Annotated in this window: 13 protein-coding genes; 8 read left to right on the top strand and 5 right to left on the bottom strand. The window is 54.3% G+C overall.

Translation table 11 applies throughout. The features are described 5' to 3' along the window. Positions 1-177 precede the first annotated feature (177 nt). From LK04_RS08445 to LK04_RS20755, 3 genes are all read left to right on the top strand, one after another. Positions 178-1,797, top strand: a complete 1,620-nt coding sequence (locus LK04_RS08445; RefSeq protein ID WP_039333479.1) for a peptide ABC transporter substrate-binding protein — start codon at positions 178-180, stop codon at positions 1,795-1,797. 226 nt (positions 1,798-2,023) lie between these two features. After that, positions 2,024-3,007, top strand: a complete 984-nt coding sequence (zntB, locus tag LK04_RS08450) for a zinc transporter ZntB (RefSeq protein WP_039333477.1) — start codon at positions 2,024-2,026, stop codon at positions 3,005-3,007. A gap of 305 nt (positions 3,008-3,312) precedes the next feature. After that, complete coding sequence (locus LK04_RS20755; protein ID WP_167347659.1) at positions 3,313-3,459, top strand: hypothetical protein; 147 nt, start codon at positions 3,313-3,315, stop codon at positions 3,457-3,459. Positions 3,460-3,510: 51 nt separating this feature from the next. Here the strand turns inward: LK04_RS20755 and ttcA are convergent, their stop codons facing one another. Then, complete coding sequence (gene ttcA, locus LK04_RS08455) at positions 3,511-4,446, bottom strand: tRNA 2-thiocytidine(32) synthetase TtcA (RefSeq protein ID WP_039333474.1); 936 nt, start codon at positions 4,444-4,446, stop codon at positions 3,511-3,513. A 281-nt stretch (positions 4,447-4,727) separates the two neighbouring features. Between ttcA and LK04_RS08460 the strand changes: the two genes are divergently transcribed. Next, on the top strand, positions 4,728-4,928 hold the full coding sequence (locus LK04_RS08460; protein ID WP_039333472.1) for a DUF2767 family protein: 201 nt from the start codon (positions 4,728-4,730) through the stop codon (positions 4,926-4,928). A 47-nt stretch (positions 4,929-4,975) separates the two neighbouring features. Here LK04_RS08460 and nifJ read toward each other — a convergent pair whose 3' ends face one another. Continuing rightward, on the bottom strand, positions 4,976-8,503 hold the full coding sequence (gene nifJ / locus LK04_RS08465) for a pyruvate:ferredoxin (flavodoxin) oxidoreductase (protein WP_039333470.1): 3,528 nt from the start codon (positions 8,501-8,503) through the stop codon (positions 4,976-4,978). A gap of 137 nt (positions 8,504-8,640) precedes the next feature. Further along, entirely contained in the window at positions 8,641-9,297 is a 657-nt protein-coding gene (locus LK04_RS08470; protein WP_039333468.1) for an MgtC/SapB family protein, read from the bottom strand. A 187-nt stretch (positions 9,298-9,484) separates the two neighbouring features. Here LK04_RS08470 and LK04_RS08475 point away from each other — a divergent pair, with 187 nt between their 5' ends. Next, a complete protein-coding gene (locus tag LK04_RS08475; RefSeq protein WP_039333466.1) occupies positions 9,485-9,757 on the top strand; it encodes a DUF333 domain-containing protein in 273 nt (90 codons plus the stop codon). 16 nt (positions 9,758-9,773) lie between these two features. Here the strand turns inward: LK04_RS08475 and LK04_RS08480 are convergent, their stop codons facing one another. Then, complete coding sequence (locus tag LK04_RS08480) at positions 9,774-10,766, bottom strand: 2-hydroxyacid dehydrogenase (protein WP_039333464.1); 993 nt, start codon at positions 10,764-10,766, stop codon at positions 9,774-9,776. 165 nt (positions 10,767-10,931) lie between these two features. Here LK04_RS08480 and LK04_RS08485 point away from each other — a divergent pair, with 165 nt between their 5' ends. Genes LK04_RS08485 through LK04_RS08495 form a run of 3 tightly spaced genes read left to right on the top strand, consistent with a single transcriptional unit; the run spans position 10,932 to position 14,067 of the window. Then, positions 10,932-13,550 carry a YdbH family protein gene (locus tag LK04_RS08485; protein WP_039333462.1) on the top strand — a complete coding sequence of 873 codons (2,619 nt, stop codon included), beginning with the start codon at positions 10,932-10,934 and terminating at the stop codon, positions 13,548-13,550. After that, positions 13,547-13,735, top strand: coding sequence for a YnbE family lipoprotein (locus LK04_RS08490; RefSeq protein ID WP_039333459.1), 189 nt, complete (start codon positions 13,547-13,549; stop codon positions 13,733-13,735). The genes LK04_RS08485 and LK04_RS08490 overlap by 4 nt, the downstream gene beginning before the upstream one ends. A gap of 11 nt (positions 13,736-13,746) precedes the next feature. Further along, entirely contained in the window at positions 13,747-14,067 is a 321-nt protein-coding gene (locus LK04_RS08495; protein ID WP_039333457.1) for a YdbL family protein, read from the top strand. Positions 14,068-14,277: 210 nt separating this feature from the next. On the opposite strand, the gene azoR is transcribed toward LK04_RS08495, so the two are convergent. Further along, the gene (azoR, locus tag LK04_RS08500) at positions 14,278-14,877 is read right to left on the bottom strand and encodes an FMN-dependent NADH-azoreductase (protein ID WP_034821315.1); all 600 of its coding nucleotides are present in this window, start codon (positions 14,875-14,877) and stop codon (positions 14,278-14,280) included. Positions 14,878-14,979: the final 102 nt, after the last annotated feature.

Raw genomic sequence — 14,979 nt, forward strand, 5'->3', positions numbered from 1 at the left:
CTGGATGTGGCTGGCGTTCAAGATGAAAAGTGTGACCGGGAAACCAGCCTCAACATAACGGTAATCAGCGCGCGGGGAAATAGCTATATATCAATCAGCGATTTGCGATAAAGTGCCAAAAGTCGCTGGCGACACAAACTTCTTCGCGGTCGCCATTTTTTGGGTTAAGGAGTGGTGATGAAACTGACTTTCCGCAAGACGCTGGCTGCTGTTTTGATTGCTGGCGCATTCACACCCGTTTTTGCTGCTGACGTGCCGCCGGGCGCACAGTTGGCCGGCACGCAGGAAATTGTCCGCCATATTAAAGATGAACCCGCCTCGCTCGATCCGATGAAGGCCGTCGGCCTGCCGGAAATCCAGGTGATGCGCGATCTGTTTGAAGGGCTCACCAACCAGGATGCTCACGGTAAAATTGTGCCGGGTGTGGCGTTGAGCTGGAGCAGCAACGACAACAAAACCTGGATTTTCACCTTGCGCAAAGATGCACGCTGGTCGAATGGCGATCCGGTTACCGCGCAGGATTTCGCCTATAGCTGGCAACGTTTAGTGGATCCCAAAAACAGTTCGCCGTTTGCCTGGTTTGCCGCGCTTAGCGGCATGGAAAATGCGGAGGCCATTACCAAAGGGCAGATGAGCGCCGATAAACTGGGCGTGACAGCAACGGATGCCACACATCTTAAAGTGACATTGTCACGACCAGTGCCGTGGTTCCCCAGCATGGTGGCCAATGCGGCGATGTATCCGGTGCCACAAAAAGTGATTGAGCAAAACGGCGATGGCTGGACGTCACCTGGTAAACTGGTCGGGAATGGTGCCTATCAGCTGCAGGATAGAGTCGTGAACGAGAAGATTGTGCTGGTGCGCAATCCGCATTACTGGGATGACAGCCACTCCGTGCTGACCAAAGTGACCTTTATCCCGATCAATGAAGAGTCGAGCGCCACCAAGCGCTATCGTGCCGGTGACATTGATATCACCGAATCCTTCCCGAAAAATATGTACGCGCTGCTGAAAAAAGAGTTGCCTGGCCAGGTTTACACGCCGGATCAGTTGGGTACTTACTACTACGCGTTCAATACCGAGAAAGGGCCAACCGCCGACGTGCGGGTTCGCAAAGCGCTTTCGTGGAGCATTGATCGCCGCATCATCGCTGAGAAAGTGCTGGGCACGGGTGAAAAACCGGCCTGGCATTTCACGCCAGACGTCACCGCAGGCTTTACCCCGCAGCAAAGTTATCTGCAACAGCACAGCCAGCAAGAGTTAAACGCCCAGGCGAAGGCATTGTTGACCGCTGCAGGCTACGGTCCTGGCAAACCATTGCACCTGACGCTGTTATACAACACCTCTGAGAGTCATCAGAAGATTGCCATCGCGGTGGCCTCAATGTGGAAAAAGAACCTCGGCGTGGATGTGACGTTGCAGAATCAGGAGTGGAAAACCTACATCGACAGCCGTAATAGCGGAAGTTTTGATGTGATCCGCGCCTCTTGGGTGGGTGATTACAACGAACCTTCAACCTTCCTGAGCTTGTTGACCTCGACCCACAGCGGCAACATCGCCCGTTTCCACAGTGCAGACTATGATGCCGTGCTGACCAAAGCCAGCATGGAAACCAGCGTGGTAGCGCGTAACACCGATTACAACAAAGCCGAGCAGATCATCGCCGATCAGGCGCCGATCGCCCCGATCTATCAGTATACGAATGGCCGATTGATAAAACCCTGGGTGAAGGGTTACCCCATCACCAACCCAGAAGATGTGGCTTACAGCCGTGAACTGTGGATTGAAAAGCACTGATTTAAACGTCAGAAACCCTGTAGCGGCGAGATTTATCGCGCGAATTTGCCTCTATGCTGCGCTGACAGATACGCAATTAATTGCGCTGCTACAGATTGCCGTTCAATACGTTAGTGACCCATTACTGAATGTTCCCGTCTGTCATCTTTGCTCACAGCCTGATGATTGCAACTCGTCTGCGCCACGCTAGACTGTATCGTATTGATTTTGATAGTGAGGCGCGTACGTGAACGTCATTGAAGGAAAAGCGTTAAAAGTTTCGGATGCCATCATCTCTTGCCAGCTAGATGGCAAAGGTGGCGTGATTGCCATCGAAGACAAAGATGTCATCAACTGTGAGCGTCATTGCTGGCTGCACCTGAACTACACTCAGCGCCAAAGCGCCGAATGGCTGCAAAATACTCCATTGATCCCCGATTCAGTGCGCGATGCGCTGGCTGGCGACAGCATGCGTCCGCGCGTCACACGACTGGGCGATGGCTTTATGATCGTGCTGCGCAGCGTCAACCATAACGCCGATTCTCGCCCTGATCAGCTCGTCGCGATGCGGGTATTTATCAATGACAAACTGATTGTCTCTACACGCCGTCGCAAGGTTTACGCCATCGATACGGTTCTCAGCGATCTGCAACATGGTAACGGTCCGGTGGACGGTGGCAGTTGGTTAGTGGATGTGTGTGACGCGCTGACCGATCACGCCAGTGAATTTATCGAGGAGATGCACGATAAAATCATTGAGCTGGAAGATGCCTTGATGGATCAGCAGGTGCCGGCTCGCGGTGAGCTAGCGCTGCTGCGCAAGCAATTGATCGTGATGCGGCGTTATATGGCGCCGCAGCGAGATGTGTATGCGCGTCTGGCCAGTGAGAAGTTGCCGTGGATGAACGATGACGATCGCCGTCGCATGCAGGACGTAGCCGATCGTCTGGGGCGCGGTTTAGACGATCTTAATGCAGGCGTGGCGCGTACCGGCATTCTGGCCGATGAAGTGGCATCGTTACTGGCGGAATCGATGAACCGCCGTACCTACACCATGTCACTGATGGCAATGATTTTTCTGCCCGCAACATTCCTGACCGGCCTGTTTGGTGTCAACCTCGGCGGTATTCCGGGCGGAAGTTGGCCGTTAGGCTTCACCGCATTTTGTGTATTACTGCTGGTGATGGTGGTGGGCGTGGCGGTTTGGCTCAAACGTCGCAAATGGCTGTGATGTTAATATTGAGTTGCCACTGGGTAACTCATTGTTAAATAAGCCCACCCAATTCAGAAAGCGAAGAAAACCTGATCGAAATCAATAACGGGATCGCCTAACAGAGGCAAACTCTCTCTCGCAGGTGAATGCAACGTCAAGCGATGGGCGTTGCGCTCCATATTGTCTTACTTCCTTTTTTGAATTATTGCATAGCACATATAATTCGTACGACGCCGGCTATCCGCCGGCTTTTTTTTTGCCGCTTGGCTTCTCCGCGTTTCCTTTCCTAAGCTTAAAATTCATTCCGCGACAAGGAGCAGGGCATGCGAGAACTGATTGCCAGCGAACCTATCCCAACCGATCCACCACCGATTCCCGAACCGATCCCTCATCCCCAGCCGATTCCGCAACCGGATCCGCCATACGACCCTGAGTTTCCACCGATTATCGATCCGCCTCCCCATCGTTAATAAAAAAGGCGCAGAGCCAAAGCGCTGCGCCTTTTCATGACCGGAATACGGTTACTTAATCTCTAATACATCCAGTCGCACGCTGAGTTCAGCAGCGTCTTCGTCTTCTGGCTGCCAGCCAGCAGGTTGTGTTGGCAGGGTTTCCCGGTCAAAACCAATATCGCCGCCGTTCACCACTTCATCGCCGTGCTTAATGCCTTTGAAGTCGAACAGATTGATGTCGGCCATATGCGAAGGCACGATGTTCTGCATCGCGCTAAACATGGTCTCAATGCGGCCAGGATAACGCTTATCCCAGTCACGCAGCATATCGGCCACGACCTGACGTTGCAGGTTAGGCTGGGAGCCACACAGGTTGCACGGGATAATCGGATACTGACGCGCTTCGGCAAAGCGGATAATGTCTTTCTCACGGCAGTAGGCCAGCGGGCGGATCACAATATGCTTGCCATCATCACTCATCAGCTTTGGCGGCATGCCTTTCATTTTTCCGCCGTAGAACATGTTCAGGAACAGCGTCTGCAAAATATCGTCGCGATGATGACCGAGCGCAATCTTGGTACAACCCAACTCGGTGGCAGTGCGGTAAAGAATGCCGCGACGCAGACGTGAGCAGAGTGAACAGGTGGTTTTGCCTTCTGGAATTTTCTCTTTAACGATGGAGTAGGTGTCTTCGTTAACGATCTGGTACTCAACGCCTAATTCATCCAGATACGCGGGCAGAATGTGCGCCGGGAAGCCGGGTTGTTTCTGATCGAGATTCACCGCCACCAGCGAAAAGTTCACCGGTGCGCTCTGCTGCAAATTACGCAGAATTTCCAGCATGGTGTAGCTGTCTTTCCCACCAGACAGGCAAACCATGATGCGATCGCCTTCTTCAATCATGTTGAAATCGGCAATGGCTTCACCCACGTTACGACGCAGGCGCTTCTGAAGCTTGTTCAGGTTGTATTGTTCTTTTTTGGTTACTTCTTGATTTTCTGACATTATTTTCACGCTTGAGAGTGAAGGTAAGGGCCGTTAGCGGCTGAAAAAGCTTCAGCGGCAATAAACCCCTCTAACATGAGTGCGTATGGTACGGATTGCGGGCGCGAATGCCAGATCTGATGTGATCTCTTTTTACGCCGCCGCATCTGATGCTTGCGATAAAAGCGCACACTTTGCCAGAACAATCTGCCCATTTATTGATCTGGGTAAAGATTAGACACCTTCGCGCCTGACAGGATGGATGCAGAGTTTTTTTAGTTTCTAAAGGTGAGGAGAGGCAAATGCAAACGTACGACATGGTATTTGAAGAAGCGTGCCGGTTAGTCGGGCAGTGCTATCTGGAGCTGGCTCAGCGCGGATCCGCAACAGAAAAAGAGGTGGTAGCGACTGAATTGCGTAACCTGCAACTGCGCTACCGTGAGTTGACCGGTTCACCTAATCGCGCTGTGGAGATGGCGATTATCCAACTGAATCCGTGTTGATGTGTGGGGGGCGAGCTAAGGCACGCCCCTTTGGTCAATGGCTTTAGCTACTCACTTTTCTCCGCTTTACCGGCCATTTCCGCCAGTCGTTGATAACGCTGACTGGCGGCTTCGGTGGCATCATGCCACAGCTGCGTGGCGGCTTCGGGATCTCGGGTTTGCAACTGACGGAAGCGCTGTTCATTCATCAGCGCCTGCTCCAGTTCCGATGTCGGTGGACGCGAATCCAGCGACAGTGCGGCTTTTCCTTGTTCGGCGCGCCGAGGATCGTAACGATACAGTGGCCAGAATCCGCTGGTGGTCAACAGACGCATCTGTTCATGACTGTAAGCCAGATCGTAGCCGTGCTCCTCACAGGGACTGTAGGCGATGATCAAGGAAGGGCCTGGCCAGGCTTCCGCTTCCTGAATCGCTTTCACCGTTTGGTTGAGCTGCGCACCGAGTGAAATCTGCGCCACATACACATGCCCGTACAACAGCGTAGACATCCCCAGGTCTTTGCGCGCTTTGCGTTTACCTTGCTCACCAAACTTGGTCACGGCACCGAGCGGCGTGGCTTTGGATGCTTGCCCGCCGGTGTTGGAGTAGCACTGCGTATCGAGCACCAGCACATTGACGTTCTCGTTCAGGCTCATCACATGATCCAGTCCGCCATAGCCGATGTCATATGCCCAGCCATCGCCCCCAATTAACCATACCGATTTCTCAACCAGCGCATCCGCAATCTCTCGCAATTCGCCCGCTTCAGGTGAGGGCAAAAGTTTCAGCTGTGCTCGCAGCTGGTCAATCTGTTCACGGCGCACAGATGTCGTGACATTGTCACCTTTTAGCTCCTCCACCAGAGGCGCAGATAATTGCGGTGCGCACTGTTCCAGCAGGCGCAGCGCGCGTTGTTTTTGTTGATCCACACTCAGGCGGAAGCCGAGGCCGAACTCAGCGTTATCTTCAAACAGCGAATTTGCCCACGCTGGACCGCGCCCTTCGGCATTCGTGGTATAAGGCGTTGAAGGCAGATTTCCGCCATAAATGGATGAACAGCCAGTGGCGTTGGCGATCAGTAAGCGATCGCCATACAGCTGGGTCAGCAACTTAATATAGGGCGTTTCTCCGCAACCGGAACAGGCTCCGGAATACTCGAACAAAGGCGTGATCAACTGCGAGGTGCGGATATCAATGCGCTCCAGCTGCTCAGCGGTGATCTCCGGCAAGGCGAGAAACGCATCGTAATTCACTTTCTCGACTTCGACATGCTCAAGACGCGACTGCATATTGATGGCTTTGATTTCGGGATGCTGTCGGTCGCTGGCGGGACACACCTCCACACACAGGTTGCAGCCGGTACAATCTTCAGGCGCGACCTGCAGGACATATTTTTGCCCGCGCATATCGCGTGATTTCACATCCAGTGAGGCGAGTGTGTCTGGCGTTGACGCTAACGCTTCTGGTACCACCACTTTGGCACGGATCGCCGAATGCGGGCAGGCGGCCACGCAATGGTTACATTGAGTGCAGAGATCGGGCTGCCAGATGGGAATCGCTTCCGCGATATTGCGCTTTTCCCATTGCGTGGTGCCCACCGGCCAGGTGCCGTCTGGCGGCAGGGCCGACACCGGCAGCTTGTCACCCAGGCCAGCCAGCATGGCGGCGGTGACCGTTTTGACGAAATCGGGCGCGCTGTCGGAAACCACCGGTGGACGATGCGGGCTGCGGCTGTCGACGGGCTGCAGCGGCACGGCCTCCAGCGCTTGTTGTGCCATCGCCAGTGCCTGCCAGTTGCGTTGTACTAACGCTTCGCCTTTGCTGCTGTAACTGCGTGCGATGGCATTTTGCAGTTCGGTCAGCGCGCTGTCGCCGGGCAGAATTTGGGTCAGCTGGAAGAAGGCCATTTGCATCACGGTATTGATGCGCGCGCCTAACTGGCATTCACGCGCAATGCGGGCGGCATTGATCACATAGAAACGCGCCTGTTTTTCATTGAGCTGGCTTTGCACCTCTTGCGGCAAACGTGACCAGACTTCATCCGCGGCATAAGGCGTGTTGAGCAGGAAAATCCCGCCGGGTTTGAGCTGATCGAGCATCGAATACTTATCGATAAATTGCAGCTGATGACAGCCGATGAAATCAGCCTGCTGCACCAGATAAGCTGACTGAATCGGGTGTTCACTGACGCGTAAATGCGAAACCGTCAGACCGCCGGCTTTTTTCGAATCGTAGACGAAATAGCCCTGAACATGCCACGGCGTCGCGTTGCCGATGATCTTCAGGTTATTTTTACTGGCGCTGACGCTGCCATCGCTACCTAACCCATAGAAGAGGGCCTGCAGCCGCGCGCGGTTGGGCACGATGTTGCTTTCCATCGGTAAAGAAAGATGGGTGACATCATCGTAAATCCCGACGGTAAAACGGGATGGCGGCTTATCGCGCTGCAGGGCGCGGAACACGGCTAGCACTGCATCAGGCGCAAATTCTTTTGACGACAACCCATAACGCCCACCAATCACTTTGGGCAGCGTCGGGCGCTCGCCACAACTGAAGGCTTCTGCCAACGCTGTCATCACATCGAGAAACAGCGGCTCACCGAGGGCGCCAGGCTCCTTGGTTCGGTCCAGTACAGCCAGGCGCTGAACTGAAGCAGGCAAGGTTTTGATTAGATGCGCAGCAGAGAATGGGCGATAGAGGCGAACCTTCACCAGACCCACCTTGTCACCGCGTTGCAGAAGGGTATCAATCGCTTCTTCGGCAGTGCCGCAGCCAGAGCCCATCATCACGATCACGCGGTCAGCTTGTGGGTGACCGTAGTACTCGAAAGGCTGATAGTGGCGGCCGGTTTCCGCGCCAAAGGCGACCATTGCTGTTTCAACATGGCCGGTACAGGCGTCATACCAGCGGTTGGTGGCTTCGCGAGACTGGAAATAGGTATCCGGATTCGCGGAGGTACCGCGTATTGAAGGATGGTCGGGCGTTAACGCACGCGCACGGTGGCCAGCAATCGCTTCGGCAGGCATCAGCGCTTGTAGGGTTTCATCGCTGATCGGGACAATTTTGTTGATCTCGTGCGAGGTACGGAAACCGTCAAAGAAGTGAATAAAGGGCACGCGGCTATAGAGCGACGCCATCTGGGAAATCAGCGCGAAGTCTTGCGCTTCCTGCACGCTGGAAGCGCACAGTTGGGCACAACCGGTCTGGCGTACTGCCATCACATCAGAGTGATCGCCAAAAATAGAGAGTGCGTGGGTGGCCACAGTACGCGCCGCCACGTGCAAGACAAACGGCGTCAGTTGACCCGCCAGCTTGTACAGTGTGGGGATCATCAACAGCAAACCTTGCGAGGAGGTAAAGGTGGTGGAGAGTGCGCCGGTTTGTAAGGCACCATGGACGGTAGCAATTGCGCCACCTTCGGATTGCATCTCGACCACGCGCGGGACATCGCCCCAGATGTTGCGGCGCCCTTCGCCTGACCAGCTGTCTGCCAGTTCCGCCATAGTGGAACTGGGGGTGATGGGATAGATGGCGATCACTTCACTGGTGCGGAAAGCGACCGAAGCCACTGCGCCATTGCCGTCGACGGTAATCATAAAACGTCCTTTGCTGAGCCTGGAAACCCATAAAATTTACGGGGGTAATGATTCAGTTTAGCAAAGCGCAGGGGCGGGACTTTTTCATCTGTGTGGTGTCTGAGGATGAACGCACAGACATCTAAGGTTGCTGTTTTTTACATCATCTCAAGTGACTGAACGCCTTTGATTTCCATCACTTTGTCATAAATGGTATGGATAGGCGCATTGCGTGACAATGTCACCTCAACGCTCAATTCACAGAGACCGTTCTCTTCATCCCGATTGACCACTGCGATATGGCCATAGCGCAGGTTTTCGCGCTGCATCACCAGCAGCACCAGTGGCACACTTTTCGGTTTAAGGTGAACCAACAGCGTGTGATGGCGGCCAATCAACCAGTGACTGATGCGGCGGAAGGTTTCTAGCACCACCAGCGCCAGCACCGTGCCGTAGATACCGATTTCGTACATTCCGCTACCAATCACCAGGCCAATCGCGGCGGTGACCCATAATCCGGCGGCAGTGGTTAAACCTTTGACGATCTGTTTTTGGATGATGATGGTACCTGCACCGAGGAAGCCCATCCCGCTCACCACCTGCGCGGCAATACGGCTGGGATCGAGTGCCACATGGTCGCTGTTGAGCATGTCAGAGAAGCCGTATTTGGAGACCAGCATAAACATCGCGCTGCCAATACCGACCAGAATATGGGTGCGCAGCCCGGCTTCTTTGGCGCGCATCTGGCGCTCCAGGCCAATCAACCCACCGAGAATCCCGGCGAGAGCGATACGGATAAGCATGTCCGTTAACATGGTTCCTCCTGGCTATTGATAAATCGCGATCTTTTGTCGCGAAAAGGATAATTGCGTTCAATCAGGATAATTCTGCTTGCAAAGGGTGATAAAAAATTTTGTAAAAAGCTGTGTCGCCTATCGACCCCTGATGGGACCTGACATATGCTGGTGGTTCTTTTACGCCCAACTCCCCGGAGCCCGACCGATGAAAGCCGCTACCTTACTGCTGGCCGGTGCAGCGCTGTTACTTTCTGCCTGCAGCAGCAACAGTGATAACGAACCACCGCAACAGGCGACCGCTGCACACGTGCCATCCCATGTGGTCATGGCTTCTCTGGCTGAAGTGAATTGCAGTAATGCCGGGGGATCGCTGGCCTTCTCACGTCAGTTAGATGGTTCGCGTATTGGTATGTGCCAACTGGCGAATGGGCGTCGCTGCGACGAACAGGCGCTGATGGGTGGACGTTGCGCCCGCTAACGCAGGCGCAAGACGATTAAGCTTTCACTTGATTCGGGCTGGTCTCACCGCGTTCAAGCTGTTGCAGATTGCTGAGCGTGGTTTCTGAAATTGCCGTCAACGCTTCGGCGGTCAGGAACGCCTGATGCCCGGTGAATAACACGTTATGACAGGCTGACAAACGGCGGAAGATGTCGTCCTGAATCACATCATTCGACTTGTCCTCAAAGAACAAGTCGCGCTCGTTTTCATACACATCCATCCCGAGTGAACCGATCTTTTGCTGTTTCAATGCATCAATAGCCGCTTGGGAGTCAATCAGGCCGCCGCGGCTGGTATTGATGATCATCACGCCATCTTTCATTTGACTGAATGCCTGCGCATTGAGCAGATGATGATTCTCGGGTGTCAGTGGGCAGTGCAGCGTAATCACATCGGATTGCGCAAACAGCGTTTTCAAATCCACATACTCCGCACCCAACTCCAGGGCAGTGTCGCTGGGATAGGGATCGAACGCCAGCAGCCGCATACCAAACCCTTTCAATATGCGCATGGCCGCCACACCGATTTTGCCGGTGCCTACTACTCCTGCGGTTTTGCCATGCATATTGAAACCGGTTAAACCATCCAGTGAGAAGTTGGCATCACGCGTGCGTTGATAAGCGCGATGGATACGTCGGTTGAGCGTCATCATCAGCCCGACAGCATGTTCTGCTACCGCTTCCGGGGAATAGGCTGGCACGCGAACCACCTGAAGACCCAGCGCAGCCGCCGCTGCAAGATCGACGTTATTGAAACCCGCACAGCGCAGCGCGATATATTTCACGCCCAATGCGGCCAGCTCTTCCAGCACCGCTTTACTGCCATCATCATTGACAAAAATGCACACCGCATCGCAGCCCGCTGCGTTTTTTGCCGTCGCCTCGCTGAGCAGGAAATCGAAAAACTCCAGCTCAAATCCATAGCGAGCATTGACGTGTTCAAGGTATTTCTGGTCGTAGTGTTTGGTGCTGTAAACCGCAACTTTCATTGTTTCGCTCCTGAAAAATGCACTGTCGGTATCACAACAGGATAACGTTTTCCGCGTCACTTTGCTGTTCTTCAGCCAGGCTATTAAGCTAACACCTTCATTTGCCGGGCATAACATGACATCATCACTGTCAGGATTGCGTAAAGAACAGGAAAGTTAACTGCCATGACGCGGGGCCTTCGTCGAACACTTGCTGCGCTGCTGGCGCTGATACTGCTGCTGTTGGGGTTATTGCTGACGTTAACGCAATGGTTACCCCGGCTGGCGGGCATCTGGCTGCCAGAAAATACCCGTGTTGAACTAAACGGTGCACCGCGCTGGCATCAGGGCGGTCTGCATTTTCCTGAAGTACGTTACCTGGCGGGAGATTGCGAACTGGCGAAGGTCGAAGACGTGGCGCTGGGTCGGCACAGCCAGCGCTGGCAGCTGAATGCACACAGCGTCCAGCTTAACACCGATTGTCTACAAGCATTGCAGCAGGGCAGCAACAGCGCTGCGCCGCGAAGCCTGGCCGAATGGCAGCAGATGTTGCCGGGTGCCGATATTCATCTTGAACAGCTGAGTATTCTGCCGTGGCAACAATATGCCGGTCGCTTTGACCTGACATTAGATAAGAACGCGCAACAGCTGCATTACCAGGGCGATAACCTCAGCGTGGATGCAAATCTGCAGGGGCAGCAACTGCATATCACACAACTCCAGTTCACCCATCCGCTGTTACCCAAACCGCTCGATCTGCACGGTGATCTGACCCTGCCTACATTCGCTGATGGCTTACCCGTGGCGGGCGAGTTGAACGGCGATGTCAATCTGGCGCAGTGGCCGCAGCCGCTGTCAGTGGCGCTCAACTGGCAGCAACAACAGGGCACATTGACCGTTAATCAGCAGGGTGACGATCAGCCATTGTTGCAGCTGCCGTGGCAAGTTGACGCGCAACAAATCCGCATTACCGAGGGCCAGTGGCGCTGGCCACAAGCTGACCAACCGTTGTCAGGCGGCATGGCGTTGACGCTGGAAAACTGGCAGCAGGGATTAGAGAATACGCTGATCAGCGGCCGCTTTAATCTGTTAACACAAGGGCGCGGGGGGAAAGGCAACCTGGTGCTGAGTGTTGGACCCGGCAACTTAAGTCTCACAGATAGCCACTTGCCATTCCAGTTAACGGGAGAGAGCAAGTTTGCCGATTTGCAACTTTTCGGCACGATGCCAGGCGTGTTGCACGGCATGCTTACCGATCCGCAAGTCAGCCTGAAACAAGGATCGTTGCTACGCTTGCGCGGTCGTTTACTCTCGACATTAGAAGTGGATGAAGCACGTTGGCCGCTGGCCGGGGTCACCGTCGCTTCTCGCGGTATCAATGGACGCCTGCAAGCGATCCTGAAAGCGCACGATCCCAGTTTTGGCCGTTTTACCCTGCACCTTGATGGACGAGCCAGTGATTTCTGGCCTGACAGCGGACGATGGAACTGGCGTTACTGGGGCGATGGCGAGATGGCACCGCTTAATGCCAAATGGGACGTGAAGGGCACGGGCAGTTGGCAAGATACGTTGATCAGCCTCGACACGCTTAATACCGGTTTTGACCAACTCTCCTATGGCATGGTGCAGGTCGACAAACCGCGCTTAACCCTCACAGCACCGGTGCGTTGGCAGCGTGACATCAATCATCCTGCGTTTAACGGCGGGTTCACGCTGAAATCCGGCCAGACGCAATTCAGCTATGGTGGCTGGTTACCGCCGTCTGCATTAAATTTTGAAGCCAAGGGCAGCGATCCCAGCCGGTTTGTCTGGCGTGGACAGCTCACCGCCGAAGATATTGGCCCTGTGCGCGTGCATGGGCGTTGGGACGGTGAACGTTTACGCGGTGAAGCCTGGTGGCCAGCCCAATCGCTGACGGTGTTTCAGCCGTTGCTCAGCAGCGATTTGAAGATGCGCATTCAATCGGGTGAGTTACGCGCTCAAATCGCTTTTTCCGCCGCGAATGATCAGGGTTTTGAAGCCGGCGGTCACTGGGCGGTGAAAAATGGCAGCGTATGGATGCCAGACAGTGAAATTAATGGTATCGACTTCTCATTGCCGTTCCGTCTGAAAGATCATCAGTGGCAGCTCGGCCGCCGTGGGCCGGTTTCGCTGCGCATTGCCGAGGTGAAAAATCAGTTCGCCCTGCAAAACATCACCGCTGATTTGCAGGGGCACTATCCGTGGCAGGAGCGCCAGCCATTAACGCTGAGCAATGTGAATCTCGATCTGCTGGGTGGTCATGTCAGCATGCCTGAACTGCGTATGCCGCAGCATCAACCCGCGCGCGTCTCACTGCGCGAAATCAATCTCAGCAAGCTGATTACCGCCATCAAGCCCAAGCAGTTTGCCATGTCGGGTAAGATTAATGGTGAGCTACCGTTGTGGGTCAATAATCCGCAATGGCTGATTGAGAAAGGATGGATTGCCAATAGCGGCCCGCTGACGTTCCGCATGGATAAAGATATGGCCGATGCCATCGTCAGCAATAACTTTGCGGCGGGGGCGGCCATGGATTGGTTGCGCTATATGGAGATTTCCCGTTCGTGGGCGACGTTGGATCTGGATAACTTTGGCAACCTCACCATGCAGTCGGAAGTGAAAGGTACCAGCCAGTTCAGTAATCGCCGCCAGTCGATCAATCTTAACTACCGGCATCAGGAAAATCTGTTCCAGCTGTGGCGCAGTCTGCGCTTTGGCGATAATTTGCAATCATGGGTGGAGCAAAACGCCACCCTGCCATCGAAAAAGGATCCCCAACCATGAGCCTGAGGGCACTACTGGTTTTAGCCGCTGGGCTGCCACTAATGGGATGCGTACCGCGCATTGAAGTCGCGGCACCGAAAGAGCCCATCACCATCAATATGAACGTCAAGATCGAGCATGAGATCCATATTAAGGTCGATAAAGACGTGGAAGCGTTGTTGAAAAATCAAAGCGGTCTGTTTTAAGGAGCGGCATGATGAAACGCAAATGGGCCGCGCTGTTTCTGGCGCTACTGATGATCCCTTCCGCGTGGGCGTTAACGCTTGATGAGGCGCGGCAACAGGGGCGCGTGGGCGAGACGCTGAGCGGTTTTATCGCGGCACGCCAGCAGGATGATGAGACCCTGGCGCTGGTGAAGCGCATCAACGATGGTCGCACCCAGCAATATCAGCGTGTGGCGCAGCAGAACAATCTGACCACCAGCGAAGTGGCGCGTATCGCCGGTGAGAAGCTGGTCAACCGCGCAGGCAGCGGTGAATACGTACGCGGGATTAATGGGCAATGGTTGCGTAAATAAGTGCCTTAAAGTTCATGTGCGCATAAATCGCACCCTACGATAACCACGCCCGATCGTCGTAGGGTGGCCATTTATGACGACCGAAAATCGCTCAACTGACACATATATGCCATTTATGGCGATCATCAGGCACAAAAAAGCCGGGCACTCGGGCCCGGCAAAGATGGCATCATACCCATTATTCTCGGGTATTCATCACGTTCTCAATGATTACGCAGCAACAATTTGTTTGATAGCGTCTTTAGCGTCGTTAGCCGCTTTGGTCGCGACTTCTGGACCATAAGCAATACCTTCTGCGAACACGAAGTTCACGTCGGTGATGCCGATGAAGCCCAGGAACAGTTTCACGTATGGGGTCAGCAGATCGGTTGGGGTATCTTTGTGGATACCGCCACGGCTGGACAGGATCACTGCGCGTTTACCGGTTACCAGACCTTCTGGGCCTGCTTCGGTGTAGCGGAAGGTCACGCCAGCGCGAGCAATCAGATCGAAGTAGTTCTTCAGCTGAGTGGGGATGTTGAAGTTGTACATGGGTGCAGCAATAACCACAGTGTCATGCGCTTGCAGTTCAGCAATCAATTCGTCGGACAGCGCCAGTGCTTCCTGCTGACGTGGAGACAGTGGAGCATCAGAAGGACGCAGTGCGCCAACCAGCTCACCATCCAGTACTGGAATCGGCTGTGCAGCCAAATCGCGTACGGTAACTTCGTTACCTTTTGCGCGCGCTTCTTCAGCGTAGAAGTCAGCCAGTTGGTTTGACTGAGAGTAACCAGCGAGGATGCTTGATTTCAGAACTAAAACTTTGCTCATGGTATTTTCCTGTGCGTTACGCGGTTGGCTTACCGCTCAATGCGTTACACTCTACGGAGTTCCTCCGCGAGGTAAAAGCGCAATATTTCGAGACCTATGTTC

Source organism: Pantoea vagans (genome assembly GCF_001506165.1).
In the GTDB taxonomy this organism is placed as follows: Bacteria; Pseudomonadota; Gammaproteobacteria; order Enterobacterales; family Enterobacteriaceae; genus Pantoea; species Pantoea vagans_C.